The organism is Halobellus captivus (assembly GCF_003697845.1).
In the GTDB taxonomy this organism is placed as follows: Archaea; Halobacteriota; Halobacteria; order Halobacteriales; family Haloferacaceae; genus Halorubrum; species Halorubrum glutamatedens.
In genome coordinates, this window is sequence record NZ_RDQE01000011.1 from 134,197 (window position 1) to 150,925 (window position 16,729).

General features: G+C 68.1%; 17 protein-coding genes, 1 tRNA gene and 1 pseudogene. 9 read left to right on the plus strand and 10 right to left on the minus strand.

Going from position 1 to position 16,729, the window contains the following annotated elements; all coding sequences use genetic code 11:
- Positions 1-26: 26 nt before the first annotated feature.
- On the minus strand, positions 27-1,469 hold the full coding sequence (locus tag EAO78_RS13650; protein ID WP_122106387.1) for an extracellular solute-binding protein: 1,443 nt from the start codon (positions 1,467-1,469) through the stop codon (positions 27-29).
- Positions 1,470-1,529: 60 nt separating this feature from the next.
- Here EAO78_RS13650 and EAO78_RS17930 point away from each other — a divergent pair, with 60 nt between their 5' ends.
- Positions 1,530-1,706: a hypothetical protein gene (locus EAO78_RS17930; RefSeq protein ID WP_162498077.1), complete on the plus strand. Its 177-nt coding sequence runs from the start codon at positions 1,530-1,532 to the stop codon at positions 1,704-1,706.
- Positions 1,703-2,533 carry a hypothetical protein gene (locus tag EAO78_RS13655; RefSeq protein ID WP_122106388.1) on the plus strand — a complete coding sequence of 277 codons (831 nt, stop codon included), beginning with the start codon at positions 1,703-1,705 and terminating at the stop codon, positions 2,531-2,533. Before EAO78_RS17930 ends, EAO78_RS13655 begins: the two co-directional genes overlap by 4 nt.
- Before the next feature lie 47 nt (positions 2,534-2,580).
- Here the strand turns inward: EAO78_RS13655 and EAO78_RS13660 are convergent, their stop codons facing one another.
- Positions 2,581-3,927: an RNA-guided endonuclease InsQ/TnpB family protein gene (locus tag EAO78_RS13660; protein WP_122106389.1), complete on the minus strand. Its 1,347-nt coding sequence runs from the start codon at positions 3,925-3,927 to the stop codon at positions 2,581-2,583.
- Between the two features lie 42 nt (positions 3,928-3,969).
- Between EAO78_RS13660 and EAO78_RS18620 the strand changes: the two genes are divergently transcribed.
- Both EAO78_RS18620 and EAO78_RS13665 read left to right on the plus strand, forming a co-directional pair.
- A complete protein-coding gene (locus tag EAO78_RS18620; RefSeq protein ID WP_275263211.1) occupies positions 3,970-4,101 on the plus strand; it encodes a hypothetical protein in 132 nt (43 codons plus the stop codon).
- Between the two features lie 77 nt (positions 4,102-4,178).
- On the plus strand, positions 4,179-4,475 hold the full coding sequence (locus tag EAO78_RS13665; protein ID WP_122106390.1) for a hypothetical protein: 297 nt from the start codon (positions 4,179-4,181) through the stop codon (positions 4,473-4,475).
- A 96-nt stretch (positions 4,476-4,571) separates the two neighbouring features.
- Here EAO78_RS13665 and EAO78_RS13670 read toward each other — a convergent pair whose 3' ends face one another.
- From EAO78_RS13670 to panB, 5 genes are all read right to left on the minus strand, one after another.
- Positions 4,572-5,738, minus strand: coding sequence for a mechanosensitive ion channel family protein (locus tag EAO78_RS13670; protein ID WP_122106416.1), 1,167 nt, complete (start codon positions 5,736-5,738; stop codon positions 4,572-4,574).
- A gap of 60 nt (positions 5,739-5,798) precedes the next feature.
- On the minus strand, positions 5,799-7,076 hold the full coding sequence (hisD, locus tag EAO78_RS13675; protein WP_122106391.1) for a histidinol dehydrogenase: 1,278 nt from the start codon (positions 7,074-7,076) through the stop codon (positions 5,799-5,801).
- 47 nt (positions 7,077-7,123) lie between these two features.
- Positions 7,124-7,333: a hypothetical protein gene (locus EAO78_RS13680; protein WP_122106392.1), complete on the minus strand. Its 210-nt coding sequence runs from the start codon at positions 7,331-7,333 to the stop codon at positions 7,124-7,126.
- Between the two features lie 24 nt (positions 7,334-7,357).
- Positions 7,358-8,323 carry a phytoene/squalene synthase family protein gene (locus tag EAO78_RS13685; RefSeq protein ID WP_122106393.1) on the minus strand — a complete coding sequence of 322 codons (966 nt, stop codon included), beginning with the start codon at positions 8,321-8,323 and terminating at the stop codon, positions 7,358-7,360.
- 196 nt (positions 8,324-8,519) lie between these two features.
- The gene (panB, locus tag EAO78_RS13690) at positions 8,520-9,338 is read right to left on the minus strand and encodes a 3-methyl-2-oxobutanoate hydroxymethyltransferase (RefSeq protein ID WP_122106394.1); all 819 of its coding nucleotides are present in this window, start codon (positions 9,336-9,338) and stop codon (positions 8,520-8,522) included.
- A 123-nt stretch (positions 9,339-9,461) separates the two neighbouring features.
- On the opposite strand from panB, the pseudogene EAO78_RS13695 reads away from it, so the two are divergent.
- A pseudogene (locus EAO78_RS13695) lies at positions 9,462-9,719 on the plus strand (DUF5822 domain-containing protein); the annotation flags it as partial.
- Positions 9,720-10,198: 479 nt separating this feature from the next.
- Here EAO78_RS13695 and EAO78_RS13700 read toward each other — a convergent pair.
- Positions 10,199-10,879, minus strand: a complete 681-nt coding sequence (locus tag EAO78_RS13700) for a DUF192 domain-containing protein (RefSeq protein ID WP_122106395.1) — start codon at positions 10,877-10,879, stop codon at positions 10,199-10,201.
- Positions 10,880-10,969: 90 nt separating this feature from the next.
- Entirely contained in the window at positions 10,970-11,464 is a 495-nt protein-coding gene (locus EAO78_RS13705) for a DUF309 domain-containing protein (protein WP_122106396.1), read from the minus strand.
- Positions 11,465-11,544: 80 nt separating this feature from the next.
- On the opposite strand from EAO78_RS13705, the gene EAO78_RS13710 reads away from it, so the two are divergent.
- From EAO78_RS13710 to EAO78_RS13720, 3 genes are all read left to right on the plus strand, one after another.
- Positions 11,545-12,630: a PAS domain-containing sensor histidine kinase gene (locus EAO78_RS13710; protein ID WP_122106397.1), complete on the plus strand. Its 1,086-nt coding sequence runs from the start codon at positions 11,545-11,547 to the stop codon at positions 12,628-12,630.
- Between the two features lie 30 nt (positions 12,631-12,660).
- A tRNA-Leu gene (locus EAO78_RS13715) sits at positions 12,661-12,744 on the plus strand.
- A 214-nt stretch (positions 12,745-12,958) separates the two neighbouring features.
- Positions 12,959-13,681, plus strand: a complete 723-nt coding sequence (locus EAO78_RS13720) for a ZIP family metal transporter (protein WP_203227889.1) — start codon at positions 12,959-12,961, stop codon at positions 13,679-13,681.
- A gap of 33 nt (positions 13,682-13,714) precedes the next feature.
- Here the strand turns inward: EAO78_RS13720 and EAO78_RS13725 are convergent, their stop codons facing one another.
- Positions 13,715-16,057 carry a DEAD/DEAH box helicase gene (locus EAO78_RS13725; RefSeq protein WP_122106419.1) on the minus strand — a complete coding sequence of 781 codons (2,343 nt, stop codon included), beginning with the start codon at positions 16,055-16,057 and terminating at the stop codon, positions 13,715-13,717.
- A 291-nt stretch (positions 16,058-16,348) separates the two neighbouring features.
- On the opposite strand from EAO78_RS13725, the gene EAO78_RS13730 reads away from it, so the two are divergent.
- Positions 16,349-16,711, plus strand: a complete 363-nt coding sequence (locus EAO78_RS13730) for a hypothetical protein (protein ID WP_122106398.1) — start codon at positions 16,349-16,351, stop codon at positions 16,709-16,711.
- The last annotated feature ends 18 nt before the right edge of the window (positions 16,712-16,729 follow it).

The following is a 16,729-nucleotide window of genomic DNA, read 5'->3' on the forward strand; positions in this document are numbered from 1 at the left end:
GGACGGAGGTGGTGAGTCGAACGCCCTCAGGCCTGCTCTTCGATCGCCGAGATCCGCTCTTGCATCGCCGTCGCGGCCTCCTGTGGCGTCTGCTCCTGTCGCAGCGCCGCGTTGACCTCGTTGGCGACGACGGTCCGCTGGTTCGGCCACACCGACGTCGTCGGCCGCGGGATCAGGTTCTCCGCCGAGTACTGGAGCGCCTCGAAGTACGGCCCGTACGTGTCGCTCTCCTCGACGTAGCTGAACAGCGAGGGCTTCGGCGGCATGTAGTTCGCCGAGTCGAACTGGTGTTGGAGGGCCGAGTCCTCCCACCACGCCTTGATCACTTCCTTCGCGGACTCCATGTTGTCGGTGTACGGGTTCATCGACATGATCCACCCACCCTGTGCGTGCCAGGACCCGTTCGGCCCCTGCGGCAGCGGCATCACGCCGAGTTCCATGTCCGTGTCCTCGAAGGCGGTCACGGCTCCGCCGACGGTGTAGGTCCAGTTTCGCTGCGTGACCGCGTCCCCGGCCTCGAAGGTGCTCTTCGTGTCGGGCTCGATCCACCCGGCCACCTCCGTGGGGGAGACGCCCTGGATGTCCATCGGTGAGAGCCCCTCGCCGTGGATGATGTCCACCGCGGCCTCGATCCCGTCGATCGACTCCTCCGTGTCGAGGGTGACGGGACGGTCGCCGATCGGTCCGAAGAGGTTGTCCTCGCCGCCGAAGAAGGCGCCGCCCATGCTCGTGAGGAACTCGTTGAACGTACAACACGCCAGTCCGATGTAGTCGTTCCCCTGCCAGAGGTGGCCGTACTCCACGTCGGACCCGCTCTGCGCCTCGGCGACGATCCCCGAGAACTCCGTCCACGTCGGCGGGTCGGTCTGCCACGTCTCGAAGTCCGAGTCGCCGTACCCGGCGTCCCGAAGCAGGTCCTTCCGGTAGGTGATGACCGGGTAGTCCGGGAAGACCGGGACCGAGTACAGGTCGCCGGTCTCGGGGTGCGTCCCCGTGTTGATCATCGACTGGACGCCCTCATCTTTGACGCGGGCGATGAACTCCTCGTCCATCTCCTCCTCGAGGTTGACCAGGTCGTCGCGGACGATGAACGGGATCGTCCACCCGTTGTCCGTCAACACCAGGTCCGGATCCGACTCCTCGGCGTTGATCGCGGTCCGGAGTTGCTGTTGCTTGCTGCCGGAGTCCGCCGGCGGCACGACCATCTCGATCGTGATCGAATCGGGCACGCCCGCCTCGTGTAAGGCCTCCACCATCCCGGAGTCGACGTACTCCGTTCCCGAGAAGACCGTGACCGTCCCGCCGATCTCATCGCCCGAGGAGCCGGTGGTCGTTCCGTCGCTCCCGTCGCTCCCGTCGCCGCCCCCACCACCGCCGGCACAGCCCGCCAGGCCGGCCGCTCCTACCGCGCCCGTTGCCGCGAGGTACTGTCGCCGCGAGACGCCGTTCTGAGTGCTGTCTTTTGGCATCACCTGCCTGTAAGGAACAATGATTAAAATAGTTGGGGGTATTTACAACAGGTGATGTTAATGAAATTCATTCCACGGATATCGGGCGTTCGACGGCTGAATCGGTCGATCGACGGTTCGATCCCGTCGACTGTCGATTCGCCCGGCGTATGGTCGCTCGCGGTCGACGCCGTCGCGCCGGGCTCGATCGGCGACCACAGGCTTGATGACGCGATGGCCGAAGAGTCGGACCGATGAGCCTCTCGACCACGATCGATCTGCGGCGGCCGGAGCACACCGGAGAGAACCGGTGTTGGCCGTGTACGGCGGTCAACGTGGCGCTCATCTCCGTCGCCGCGGCGGCGGTGTCAGTCGCGAGCGTCCCGGCCGCCGCCGGCGTCGGCGTCGCCGGCCTCGTGCTCGTCTGGCTGCGGGGGTACGTGGTGCCCGGGACGCCGCGCTTCGCCCCGCGGCTGGTGGCCCCGATTCCCGGCAGCGACGCGCTGTTCCACGGGACCGGCGGTGACCGCGTGCCGGACGCGGGGAGCGGTTCGTTGAACCCGGACGACGTCGACGGTGAGGAGCTCCTCGGCCGCCTCCTCGACGAGGGCGTCCTCGAAGCCGACGGCGACACCGTGGCGCCGACCCCCGAGTTCGACGAGCGCTGGCAGGCGGAGATGACGCGGCTGCGGACCCGCGAGACGGAGTCGCTCGCCGAGATCGCGCGGGACGTTTCGCCGGCGACCGAATCACGGACGATCCGGAACGACGGCGACGAGTGGATCGCGCTCTCGTCGGGCGACGCGAACACCGTCGATGAGACATGGCTCCGGCGGCCGGTCGCGATCGCCGAGATCGCGGGGTACCGCGCGGCCGAGCCGTTCCTCTCGGACGACTCGATCCGCCTCGCGGCCGCCCGGACGAACCGGATGTTCCTCAACGCCTGCCCGGACTGCGGGACCGAACTGGAGCGCGGGACCGACATGTCCTGTTGTGGCGGCCACACCGGTCCCGGCGAGGAGCCGGCCGAGACCCTGGTCTGTCCGACCTGCGAGGTCCGTCTCTACACCTACCCGCAGGCTTGACATCCTCCCACGGCTGAAGCCGTGGGATTCCTCTAGTGGGATATTGGCTATGCCGTCTCCCCGGAGGCAAGTTTCCCATCGCTGGTACTCCGGTTTGTGCGCTGTTCTTTGGGACTATCCCTCACGGGAGAGTATGCTGTCTCCGACCACTCGTGGTCGTCCCACTCGAATCGCACGGGCCGTGCCATCGGCCTGACTGCTTCGTCTGTCTGCCGCTCGAGGAACGTTCTCGACGCTGTGAGGTCGGCGTGACCTTCGAACCCACACGGACATGTGAGCGTGTCTTGATGTCGCGTTGTTCGCTCAGTTGACCCACAGTCTGGACACTCTTGACTCGTCCACGCTTCTGATCGAATCTCAACCGAAATGCCGTACTCTTCGGCGGTACACGCCAGTCGATCGGTGAACTTCTTGAACGCCCAGAAGTTGTGCGTCTTCGCGTTGGTGTCAGCTGACCAGTGAGTCTCAAGCACGTCGGTTACGTCCCCGAGATACACGGTGTCCACGCCTTCCTCATACAGCTGATCCAACAGATCGCGACACAACGCCTCTTGAGCGTGATCGCGGCGGCGAGTTCGCTTGCGATACAGCCGGCGAATGCGTTCGCTACTATACTGGCCATCCTCAAGTTTGGATTGTAATCGGGCGATCTCCTGACCTGTCTTCCGGAACCGCTGGAACAGCGTGCGGCCCCCATAGAGGTAGTGTTCGCCGGTCGTCGTGGTACAGGCGACGAGATTGTTCGCACCAATATCCAGAGCGGCCGTTTCGTCGGCCAGTGGAGTTGCCCGTGTCTCATCAGAAACAGTCACAGGCTGCGAAGCTCTGAAGCTGTCATCAGTCTCGTCGTACCACAGGTCTAAGCGACCCTGACTCTCATACTCGGGCCAGTTCGGATCGCCAACAACCTCCAGCCGAAGACGGCTTCCCGGACTATTGTGTCTGTCCCGGAGTTCATCTCCGATGATGATCTCAAGCCGTGACCGCTCGCCCCATTCGATAGAGTATGAGGTGTTTCGGATGACGGTTTTGAGCTGCCGCCCGTCATCCTTGTTGCCGCGAAAGCCCGGTGGGGAGGGGTGGTCCGTGATCGACGTGTTTGGCTCGTCGTGATACTGGTCTTTAAGTTCGAAGAATCCAGTCCACGCTTCGCTGTTTTTTCTGATCACCTGTTGAGCGGTAGATGCTCCGAGAACATCCTTGTACTTGCCTTCAAGCGCCCCGGTATCAGCGTCCCAGACATCGCCCTCGAAGCCGTCTTCGTCGTTGTACCGCATGAGCCGCTGGTAATTAATCTCGTTCCAGAGAGCGGCAGAAGCGTCCAACACGTTCCGTAGCACCTGCTCTCCATCGTCAGAGAGTGGTCGCACGGCGAACGTGTTGGTGCGCTTCACGACAACAGATGTTTATACTTTCAGTCTTAAAGTCTTTTGGTCATGCGTCCAAACATCGATATTTCGCACACGCTCGGCGGGAAAATCAAGGATTACGCAGAAGAGAACGATTTGGATCTTTCGGATGCCTATAGAGAGGTGTTAGAGGCAGGATTAGACGAGCTAACAGGGTGAATATCCGGGAGGATCTTCGTGTGGGTTGCTTTCCACTTGTCGGATTCATCCCACGGCTGAAGCCGTGGGCTCTCTCCTTGATTCTCTGTAGCGACCCCTACGGCGACTACGAGCCGCTGTTCCCGGACGACGACGAGGTATGGGCGTACACCAGAACACTCGCCACGGACGACGGGACGGAACGGCTCGTCGTCGCACCGAATTTCACCGGGGACGAGGTCGCCGTGACGCTCCCGGACCGAGTCGTGAGCGATCACAGCGCGTACCTCGTCGGGAACTACGGCATCGACGAGGCGACCGCGACGCGAGCGCTCGCGGCCGGCGACCTCCGGCTACGTCCGTGGGAGGCCCGCGTCTACCGCGTCGTCGAGTGAGCGCGGACGCTCCGTCTTCGGTCGACATCGATCTCGACGAGCGGGACCGAACCGCGAGGCCGTCCCCGGAGCGACACGTGTCGCACGGAGGAGAGCTCACCGACCCTCGTCGGCGTCGACTCCATCGCGGCGAACTCCGCTGACGGCCGTACGGTCGGTCGCGGCGACGGCGACCGACTCGCCCCCGGGTCCTCGCGTGGCGTCGGCTGGGAGTTCTCCCGTGATCCGCACGTCGCGTTTCGGGTACGGGATCTCGATGTCGGCCTCGCCGAGCGCCTTGTACAGCGCACGGTTGAGCTCGTGTTGTGCGCGGCGGCGGCGCGTCGGCCCGTTCACCCAACAGAGGATCTCGTACTGGAGCGCCGAGTCGCCGAACGATCGGAGCCGGGCTCGAGGCTTGGGCGAGTCGAGGACCAGCGACTCGGCGAGCGCGACCTCGATCGCGAGCGCCTCGAAGGCGTCGACGTCGGTGCCGTACGCGACGCCGATCGGGATCCGGACTCGGCGGCGACGCCCCGGGGCGGACTCGTTCGTCACCTTCGACGCGTTGAGCACGGCGTTCGGAACGGTGACCATCACCTCGTCGCGGGTGAGAAGCGTCGTCGAGCGCACGCCGACCTTGATCACGGACCCCGCCGTGCCGTCGTCGAGGACGACGTAGTCGCCGATCTTGTAGGTGTCGTCGAAGTAGAGCGCGATCCCGCCGAAGAAGTTCGCGACCGTGTCCTTCGCGGCGAAGCCGACCGCGATGCCGGCGACGCCCGCCGCACCGAGCAGGGGCGTGATCTCGATGCCCCAGAGCCACAGGAGCGTCCCGGCGCTGCCGACCAGGACCGCGAGCGTCCAGACGTTCGAGAAGACGGGCGCGAAGTCGAACCGGTTCCCCTCGGCGTTGACGGCGGCGACGAGTCGGTTCACGACCGTGTTGGCGGCGTACGCCCAGACGAGGACGATGACCGACAGCGCCGGCCGCCCGAAGGCGTCATCGAGCAGCTGCGGGTCGGCGAGGACCGACGACCGCACTACGGGGACCTGCGTGAGCACGTACACGCCGACGAGCGCGGCGGTGACGACGAGCGGGGCCCGCAGCGAGGAGATGACGATGTCGTCGTAGGCGGTGTCCGTGTTCGAGACGTACCGGCGGGCGAGCCGGAGGACGACGAACTCCATTCCCACCGCGGCGACGACGGAGATCACCAGGACCGCGACCGTCGCCTCGGCGGCGGTGAGGCCCTCGAACAGCGCGGCGAGTGACGGTATTATCATGGGGTCCTCACGCCGGTGAGCGGCATAACCGTTGCTCCCGGCGTCCGCGTCGGACGCTCACTCGAACCGCTTCCGGACGCTCTCCGCGTGCGCCTCCAGCCCCTCCGCCTCGGCGAGCGTCGTGACCGTCTCCGAGATCTCGGAGAGGGCGTCGCGGTCGAGCCGCTGGACCGTCGACGATCGGAGGAACGTGTCGACCGAGAGCCCGCCGTACCGCTTCGCGCCGCCGTTCGTCGGCAGCACGTGGTTCGGGCCGGCCGCGTAGTCGCCCGCGGCGACCGGCGAGTACGGCCCGAGGAAGACGGAGCCCGCGTTCGAGATGCGGTCGAGCAGCGCCTCGTCGTCGTCGGCCATGATCGAGAGGTGTTCGGCGGCGTACTCCTCGGCGAAGAGCACGGCCTCCGACATCGAGCGGGCGTGAAGGACGCCCGAGGCGTCGTTCTCGAGGGCCGCTCGAACCGTCTCCGCGCGCTCGCGGTCCTCGACGCCCGCCTCGACCGCGTCCGCGACCGCGGCCGCGAGGTCGGCGTCGTCCGTCACGGCGACGACGGAGGCGTTCGGGTCGTGTTCGGCCTGCGCGAGCAGCTCGACGGCGACGTACTCGGGATCGGCGGTCCCGTCCGCGAGCACCAGCACCTCGCTCGGCCCCGCGAGGAAGTCGATCTCGACGTCGCCCTGGACGATCGCCTTCGCCGCGGTCACCCACTTGTTTCCGGGCCCGACGACCTTCTCCACGGTCGTCACCGTCTCCGTTCCGTACGCGAGCGCCGCGATCGCCTGTGCGCCGCCGACCTGGTACACCGCGTCCGCGCCCGCCTCGTGGATCGCCGCGAGCGTGACGGGGTTCGGGTCGTCCGCCGGCGGGGTCGCGACGGAGACGTGGTCGACGCCCGCCACGACCGCCGGGATCACGCCCATCAGCGCGCTGGAGGGGTACGCCGCCGCGCCGCCGGGGACGTACACGCCCGCCCGGTCGATCGGCCGGAAGCGGCGGCCCAGCTCGCGTCCCTCGAACGACTCGCGCCAGTCCGCCGGTCGCTGGCGCTCGTGGAACGCCCGGACGTTGTCGGCGGCCTCGCGGACCGCCTCGAGTACCGGGTCGTCGGCGTCCTCGAGCTCGGCGTGCGCGCGTGCAGCCTCGTCGGTGATGTCGAGGTTGCCGACCGTCACCCCGTCGAACTCCTCGGCGAACTCGCGGACGGCCACGTCGCCCTCCTCGCGCACCCGGTCGACGATCCCCTCGACGTCCCCGCGGACCGCCTCGATCCCCGCGTCGCGCTCGAAGAGGGCGCGCCGCTCCGCGGGCGAGAGGTCGGCGACGGCTCGTACGTTCATACCCTCGCTCCGGGACGACGGGAAAAGGGCGTTCCGGCTCGCGGCGGTCACTCCACCGGACGGATTCCGGCCACGTCGAGCGTCGCGACGACCACGAGGAAAACGAGGAGTCCGGCGGCGGCGAAAAGCAGCGGCGCGGAGAGCATGACAGCGACCTCATAGGGCGCGAGCAGTCGCGTCGTCCCGCGGACGACGAACGCGACGATCCCGAGCCCGAACGCGAGCAGCGCGAGCCGTACGAACCGTGCCCGGTTCATCGGTTCGACGGTCGATCCATCGACTCAGTCGGTCCGGAGGACCGTGTGATCGTGTCGGCCGTGACCGTGGCGACCGCGGTCGCGGTCGAAGCCGTGGGTCATCTCGTAGAAGACGGCCTCCGGGTCGGGGTTCCACTGCCACTTCCAGCGCGTCCGGACGAGGAGCGAGAGCTTCCGGACGAACGAGAGCTCCGGCGTCGTCGAGACGGTGTCGTACCCGAGCTTCCTGATGAGCCGGTGGTGGTCGGCGTACAACACCGCCGCCAGCAACACCGCGAGCTGGCAGTCCTCCGGGAGGTACTTGATCCCGGCGACGCCCTCCTCGTAGAGCCGCTCGGTCCGGACGAGCTCCTCGCGGATCGCCGCGCCCACGTCGTCGTCGAACTCCAGCGCCAGGATCTGCTCCTCGCTCACCCCGTGTCGCCGGAGCGTTTCGAGCGGGAGGTAGATCCGGTCGCGCTCGACGACGTCCTCGCGGACGTCCCGCAGGAAGTTCGTCATCTGGAACGCCTCGCCGAGCCTGGTGGCGTGCGGTAGCGCCGTCGCCTCCGCCTCCGGATCGAGACCCATGATCGCGGTCATCATCCGCCCGACCGCCGACGCGGAGCCGTCCATGTACGTCTCCAGGTCGGCGTACGTCTCGTACCGGTCGGTGTCGATGTCGCTCTCCATCGCGTCGATGAAGGCGTTCACGTCGGCGTCCGCGATGTCGCGTTCGGCCCGGACCGCCGAGAACGCCTCGAGCACCGGGTCGTCGGTCGACTCCTCGCCGAGGGCGGCCCGACGAAGCCGTTCGAGCTCCGCGCGCTGCTCGGCGGGCGGGGCGGTGTCCTCGGCGTCGACGATCTCGTCGGCGACCCGAAAGAACCCGTACAACACGTAGGTCGGGTGACGGATGTCCTCGGGAAGCAGGCGGGTGGCGACGTGGAACGTCTTCCCGGTGCGACGCTGGATCCGTTTGCCCCGGGCGACCTGGCGTTTCTCTACCATGTCGCCCCCGGTGACTCGCCACGGAGGGTCGAGAGCGGGTCGCCCATCATGTACACCTATCGATCGGTCCGCAGAAGTATAACAGTTCCCACGGATGTCGATCGCCCGATTCCCCGGCTCCCCGAACGGATGGAGTCCGCCACGGACACGTCACCTCCACCGGGATCGAACCTCTGACGTCGGGACCGCCACGCCCCTACTCCTCCGTGCGGTACACGTCCTCGAGGTCCTCCTCGACGTGTGCGTGTTCCGCGGCCGGGAACTCGCCGGTCTCGACGGCGTCCCTGTACTCCTCGACCGCCCGCGTCATCTCGCCGCGGACGTCGCCGAACTGCCGGGAGAAGGGCGGGGACCACTCGCCGAGCCCGATCACGTCGTCGATCACGAGAACCTGTCCGTCGCAGTCGGGGCCGGCACCGATCCCGATCGTCGGGATCTCGAGGGCGTCGGTGACGGCGGCCGCGAGGTTGGACGGGACGTGTTCCAGCACCAACGCGAACGCGCCCGCCTCCTCGTGGGCGCGGGCGAGGTCGAGGATCTCCGCCGCGGCCTCCTCGTCGGTTCCCTGGCGGGTGTACCCGCCGAGCCGGTTGACGTGTTGGGGCGTGAGCCCGAGGTGGGCCATCACCGGAATGCCCACCTCCGTCATCCGGCGCGTGGTCTCGACGGTGTGTGGACCGCTCTCGATCTTCACCGCGTCCGCGTCGGCCTCCTTGAGGAGTTCCCCGGCGTTTCGGACCGACTCGGCCTCCTCGACGCCGAACGAGAGGAACGGCATGTCGGCGACGACGAGCGCGTCCGCGACCGTGCGCGCGACGGCGGCGGTCCGGGAGCGCACGTCCGCCATCGTCACCGGGAGCGTCGAGTCGTAGCCCAGGGCGGTGTTGCCCATACTGTCGCCGACGAGGACGACGTCGATCCCGGCCCGGTCGACGACCGCCGCGGTCTGGGCGTCGTAGGCGGTGAGCATCGTGATCGGCTCCTCGCGGTCCCGGAGTCCCCGCGTCGTGGTCATCGATCGAGGGTCGTCCCCCGTCCGATTAAAACCGACGGGATCCCGGATGAGCGGTGTCGATCGCTCCCGGGGATGAAGCCGTGGACCGCCATCGCTATGTCCGTTCGCTCCGGTAGCTCACCCGTGCAACCCGTCGAGCAGGTCGAGGTCGAGGGCGTCGACTACGGCTGGGTGATGCAGACGACGTTCGTCGTCACGATCCTCGTCGGCGCCCCGGTCGTCGCCGTCCTCTCCACGTTCGTCACGCTGGAGTCGTGGGGGGCCCGCGCCGCGTTCGCGGTCCGCGTCGGCGCGCCGATCTGGTTTCTCACCGCGGTCGCGGTCGCGGTCTACGCGAGGCGCACCGAGGCCGGCGACGGCTACTCGAACCCGGACGACGAGGAGTGAGTGATCCGTGCTCCCTTCGTGATCCGCTCCCTCAGCGGCTTCGTTGAGAGCGGTTTTTGGAGCACGTCTCGGGTGAAACAGCCTTCCATCGCACTTGCATATCCACCTTTTTCATCGTCGGGTTCGCTCGCTCGCTGGGTTCGCTTCGGGAACCGCTCCTCGAAAACCCTGGAGGGAAAGAGCCGACTCCGCCGTCTTCGACGGCTCCGTCGGTGAAACGCCTCGCCGTGGTCGGCGTCTGCTGGCGTCGTCCCCGGTCGATCTGTGAATCCGCTCCTCAACCCGCACGGCTCCGCACCTCACGCCTCCCCAGCCTCGCCGTTCGCGCATTTCACGCGCTCACGGCGTCCCTCGCGGACTCCTCGCGCCCTCCCGGGCGCTCGGAGGCGCAGGGCGAGAGCTCTGCTCTCGCTTGAAGCCGGCGCGAAGCGCCGGCGACGCCACCGCGATGCGGAATCGCTCGTTGCTTACGCTCACTCGACCGGATCGAAGACGAGCACGTCGCCGACGTCCACGCCGCGCTCCTCGGTCCAGCGGTAGTTGACCTCGAGGACGTACTGCCCGGGGTCCTCGTAGGTCTGGTCCCTCCCGTCCTCGTTCGGTCCCGGTGCCGACGCGTGGTGGATCCCGGTGATCACGCCGTCGGCGTCCGCGAACACGATGTCGATCCCGAAGCTCATGTCCTTCATCCAGTACGTCAAATCCCGGACCGAGCCGTGGACGAACAGCATGCCGCGGTCCTCGGGGAGCGATTCGGTGTCGCTCAGGCCGGTCTCACGGAGCCCCTGGGTGTCCGCGACCGCCGCGGTCACCGACCCGAGAACGTCGCCGTCGGGGGTCTCGACGCTCACCTCCCGCGTCTCGTAGTCCTCGTGGATCGGTTCGGCGTCGGTGTCTTCCTCCTCGTTGTCGTCGCCCTCCGTTTCGGGGTCAGCGTCGGTTTCACCTTCGATGTCGTCGCCGTCGGTACCCTCGGCGTCGCCTCCGGTCGCGTTCCCGTCCTCGCTTTCGGCGTCGACCTCGCCCGCGTCGACGTCGGTCGGCTCCGTCGTTCCCCCCCGATCCAGACAGCCGACGAGGGAGGCGGCTCCGAGCCCGCCGAGCGTGCGGAGGTATCGACGACGGGATCGGGGATCGGATCCGGGACGCTCCATGGGTCGGGCGTCACTCCGGGCTCCGGCGGCATAAAGCGGTCGTCGACGGCCAGGTGGTCGGTTCCGCGTCCGCCGCGTTCGGTCGACCGCTCACTCGAGTTCCTCGGCGTACGCGTAGCTGTCCGCCGTGGCAGTCGGTCGGTCCCCGTCGAGTTCGATCCGCCAGCCGTCGATCGCGGTCGGGTCCTCGAGGGCGACCGAGAGGGTCGTCCGCACGTCGTCGACGTCGACCCCGTAGTAGTCCCCGGGGACGCCGTGGAGGTACCGGAGCGCGGTCTCGAAGAGGCTCCGCATGCCGTCGTCGTCCTCGAAGTCGACGCGCTTGTACGCGCCCGCGGCGACCTGAACCATTCCGTGGAGGAACGCGCTCTCGGTCGTGCCGCTGCCGTAGTTGTACCACTCGATCTCGAAGCAGTCGTGTGACTCGTGGTACGCGCCGTCGTTGAACAGCCGGACGCCGTGGATCACCGCACGCCTGAGGGTCCCGTGTTCCCACCCGTTGGACTCGAGGCGGTCGGGCCGCCACCCGGACGGCTCCCCCGATATCGGCGGCGCGACGCTCGGGTCGCGGGTGTGCTCGTCCATGCGAACCCGTCGCGTCGCCAACGACCTAACCGTTTCGCGGGGACCGGCGTACACTTATGCGTCGCCTCCGTCGTGCGGACATGGCTCACGAGCGGGACCGGGATCACGGACGGCCCCACGACGGCGATCGGGACCGATACGCGTCCGCGGTCGTCGACGCCGTCCACGACGGGACGTACGTGCTCGACGCCGACCGGGTCCGGGTGTTCGCCAACGAGCGGCTTCGGGAGGTGACCGACTTCGGGGACGACCTCCTCCTCGCGAAACACCCCGAACGGCTCGTCGAGTCGGGATACTGGGCGGAGGAGGAGGCCGATCGGTATCGCGAGGCGGTCGAGCGCGTCCTCGCGGGCGACTCCCGCGAGGAGCGGGTCCAGCTCACGACGACGCTCGGCGACGGATCGTCGGTGACCACGGAGACGCGACTCACGCCACTGACGGCCGACGACGAGGATCGAAACGGTCCGATCGTCGGCGTCGTCGGAGTCATCCGCGACGTGACGGAGCGCGTCGAGCGCGAGCGCGAACTGGAGCGGCTCAACGAACGGCTCGAGCGTCTCTCCGGGTTCCTCTCACACGACCTTCGGAACCCGCTCTCGGTCGCGACCGGATACCTCGACCTGGCCCGCGAGACCGGCGACGTCGAGCGGTTGGACCCGGTCGAGGAGGCGCTCGAGCGGATCGAGTCGCTGATCGACGACGCGCTGGTGTTGGCGCGCGAGCCGGCGGCGATAGACATCGCCGAGACCGCGGTCGATCCGGGTGAACTCGCGCGCGACTGCTGGGAATCGGGCGACTTCGGCGAGCAGCCGGCTGGCGCGACCCTCGTCGTGGAGGACGAGGGGCCGGTTCGTGCCGATCCGACGCTCCTGCGGCGGGCACTCGGGAACCTGCTCTCGAACGCGTTCGATCACGCCGGCGAGCGCCCCACGGTTCGCGTCGGCGTCGACGACCGCGGCCTGTACGTCGCCGACGACGGCCCCGGACTCCGCGAGGACGCACGCGAGGAGGTGACGGAGTTCGGCGTCTCGAAGGGCGACGGCACCGGGATCGGGCTCGCGATCGTCGAGCGGGTCGCGGCCGCCCACGGCTGGACGCTGGAGATCGGCGAGTCGCGGGAGGGCGGGTTCGAGGCCCGGTTCGTCGGCGCGGAACCGACGGCATAAAGGGGTGCCGTACCGAACCCTCGGCCGCGTGCGAGGGTAGCCAAGCCCGGAAACGGCGGCGGACTCAAGATCCGCTCCTGTAGAGGTCCGTGGGTTCAAATCCCTCCCCTCGCATCGCCGGGGTCCACCCCCGTGATGCGGAAGACGCTCTCGGAGCGCTCTTCCCTCGCAAAACACCATCTCTGTGTCAGACGAGTAGCAATGCTTCGTGGATGAGGCAGTGATACTGACCGATCCGCCGTGATTCGAAGTGTATTCACGCTCCGATCTCCTGAGGGGCCGTCGTTCACGTACCTTGATGTCGGGTACGTCGAAAACGAACGCGTAGATGACCGAGACACTCGTACAAGCCCTCTCGTATACCATGCTGGCGGTGGTCGCCGCGATGGTCGGCGGCGTTATAGCCGTCTTTCGGCCGCCAAGCGCACGGATGGAAAGCAACGTTCAGCACTTCGCGGCCGGAGTGGTCACCGCCGCCGTCGCGTCCGAGTTGCTGCCCGACGTCCACGACTCGGCGCCGGCCGTCGTGGTCGTCGGGTTCGCGTTGGGAGTCACGGCGATGCTCGGGATCCATCGACTGACCGGGATCATCGAGAGACGGAACGTCGGCGGCAGTCTCGGTAGCGCCACGGGCCTGTTGATAACGATCGGTATCGACATGACCATCGACGGGGTTCTCATCGGCGTGACCTTCCTCACGGAAGCCACGACCGGGGTCATCATCGCCGTCGCGTTGGCCATCGAGGTGCTCTTTCTGGGCGTTACCGGGGTGATCGCGTTGCCGTCCGACACCGGCATTACACGGAAGCTCGCGGTGCCGGCAGCGTTCGGCGCGTTGCTGACGGCGGGCGTGGTCGTCGGCGTCGTCGCGTTGGAGGGCGTGAGCGGTGCGCCCATCGCGCTCATCCTCGCCTTCGGAGCCGCCGCACTCCTCTATCTGGTCACCGAAGAGCTGCTCGTGAAGGCACAGAAAGTCCCGGAAACGCCGGTCTCGACGACGCTGTTCTTCTGTGGCTTCCTCTCGATCTTCCTCCTCGGGATGGTTCACTGAAACCGAAACCGGCGGGAGTTCCGGAGGCGGTTCTCACTCCACTCGGACGGTTCGGGTCGCACGCACGGGCATCAGCGGCAGGTCGGGGAAGACCACCTCGACGACGAACTCCAACTCGTCGGCGTCGGGCGGGCCGAACACGCCGACGGGCACCGTCGTCTCCCCGTCGAGGTACGTCGTGGTCGCGGTCATCTCCACGTCGTTGACGGTGACCCGGAGCCCGACGCGCGCGCCGCCGGCCGCGTTCGAGACGGCCACCTCGCACAGCTCGTTCTCGCCGACGGCGATGACGTCGGGGAACGCGCCCCAGTCGACCTCGATCCGCGGGCACTCGCGGGCGGCGTCGACGATCCGCTCGGCGACGGAGTCGCTCATCCCGGCGTTCGCCAGTTCGCCGGCGCCCGCCTCGACGACCGCAGCCGGCGAGGTCAGCCCGGCGTTCGCGAGCCGCTCGGCGCGGCCGGAACCGACCCCCTCGACCGCGGTGAGCGCGACCGCCTCGCGTGAGACGCCGTGTTCGACCCGGGCCTCGACGCGGCACGCGAGGTTGGCCGCCCGCGGGCCGGCGAACCGGTCGAGGAACTCCGAGAGCGCGGCGAGCAGCCGGAGGGCGTTCTGGCGGATCACCCACGCGTCGGAGCGGAGGTCCGCGGGCGTCGAGTCGGCCATCCCCGCGAGCAGGATGGCGAACACCTTCCGGTGGCCGTCCTCGAGGTCCGTGTCGTGGCCCTCGAGGATCCGATCGACCGCGTCGGACTCCGAGGCGCGCGCGGAGACGGAGTCGAACTCGCCGGCTGCGGCGACCGTCTCGAGCACCGCGGCGACGGTGAGCCGGTCGCGGTCGGCGAGCGCGCGGAACTGCCGGGCGGTCTCGAGACGCATGTAGTACTTCGAGGCGAGCCGGCCGAGGGTCGTCGGCTCGACCGCGAGGTCGTCGTCGGCCGCGACGAACCCCTCGTCGACGAGCGAGTCGAGGGTGTCGCGGACGCGGTCGCGGAGGGTCGCGAAGTCGTACGCGTCCGGCTCCGACCGGGCGCGGACGTAGTAGAACGTCGTCTCCAGCCACTCCATCACGTCCTCGAGTCCCCGGATCGTCCCCATCGCGACCTCCGCGTTGAGGTGTGACTCCAGCTCCGCCGCGAGCCGCGACTCTATCTCCTTGCCCTCCCGGAGGAGCCGCCGATACTTGTCGGCGTCCGCGCGGTCACACACCACCCAGCCGTAGCCCACGTCGTCGTAGCCGGGACGTCCCGCCCGGCCGAGCATCTGGAGGACGTCGAGCGGCGAGATGTCGGTCTCGCCCTCCAGGGGATCGTGATATTTGGTGTCGCGGATCACGACACACCGCGCCGGGAGGTTCACGCCCCACGCGAGCGTGGACGTCGAGAAGAGCAGCTTGATCTTCCCCCGTTTGAACCACTCCTCGACGCGGTCGCGGTCGCCCTTCGCGAGTCCGGCGTGGTGGAAGCCGACACCGTCGAGAACCGACTGTCGGAGGGTGTCGTTCGAGAGTTCCTTCGCCTCGTTGTGGAAGTCGTAGTCGCCCCGCGAGTCGATCGGGACGTCCCGTTCCGTGATCTCGTCGCGCGCCTTCTTCGCGGCCTGGACCGTGTCCTGTCGCGAGGAGACGAACACGAGCGCCTGGCCGTCCTCGCGGACGTGCGGCTCGGCCAGGTCGAGCGCGCGGTAGAGCCGCCGGTACTTGTCGGCGAAGGCGTTCGAGCCGTGGCTGTACGTCTTGACGCCGGTCTCGAGGTCGACCGGGCGGTACTCGTCGCCGAACGAGTAGGTGGTCTCGGGGGGCGCGTCGAGCCACTCGGCCACGTCGTCGACGTTCGGCATCGTCGCCGAGAGCGCGACGACGCGGGGGTCCTGGAGGCGTCGAAGCCGCGAGACGGTGACCTCGAGCACCGCGCCGCGCTTCTCCGAGTCGAGCAGGTGGACCTCGTCGATCACGACGCAGTCGACGTCGGTGATGAAGCTGTATCGCGCGGAGTCGTGCTTGCGGGTCGCGCTGTCGGCCTTCTCGGGCGTCGTGACGAGCACGTCGGCGCGCTCGGCCCGCCGCGGGTTGAGGTCGCGCTCGCCGGAGACGACGTACACCGAGTACCCCAGCTCCTCGAACCGCTCCCACTCGCTCTCCTTCTCGTTCGTGAGCGCGCGCAGGGGCGCGATGAACAGCGCGGTCCCGCCCGCGGCGAGCGTCTTACAGATCGCGAGCTCGGCCAGCGCGGTCTTCCCCGAGGCGGTGGGCGCGGACGCGACGACGTTGTGGTCGGTCTCGAAGATCCCGGGCAGCGCCTCGCGTTGCATCCGATTGAACTCCTCGAACCCGAAGGCGTCGGCGAACTCCGGAACCGCGTCGGCGACCTTCACGCCGCACCACATCCGGGGACGAGTCGCGACGGATCGCACTCGCGGCTGTGTCGCATTGGATCGAACCCGGGGCTTCGAGAGCAAAGGCGTTTCTCATGCGGGCCGCCGTTACGCTCTCACCGCGTCCCCGAGGGCTCGCACCGTGCCCCCGTTCGCGGCTCGTCCTCGTCGCACCGCGTCCCCGAGCCCGCATGGCGTCCCAGTTCGCGGCCACGTCCCGTGATCCGCGGATCCGTCCGTCCTCCGGCGTGAACCCCGACCGTTTAGGTGAGTGCGGGTCGATCGGGCGGTATGATCCCCACCTCTCCGGTCGCCGTCGCCGCCGCGGGGGCGGTCGTGCTACTCGTCCTGTTCGGCGTCGTGCGCCGCGTACTCGGCCCCTCCGACGAGGCGCGCGAGTCCAAACGGGCCCACGAGGCGGCCCGAGAACGCGACCCGCCCGTCGAGATAGGCGAGACGTACGAGTTCGGCGTGACGGAACTCACGGACCACCACTCCGGGAGCGAGGTCGCCGTCGGCAAGGTCGAGGGCTTCGTCGTCTTCGCGGAGGACATCCCGGGCGATCTCGCGAAGGGCGACGTGATCCGCGCGAAGGTGCTCTCGTTCAACGAGGGCCGGACCTCCGCGGACGCGACGTTCGTGACGAAGGCCTGAGGACGGCGAGTCGGACCA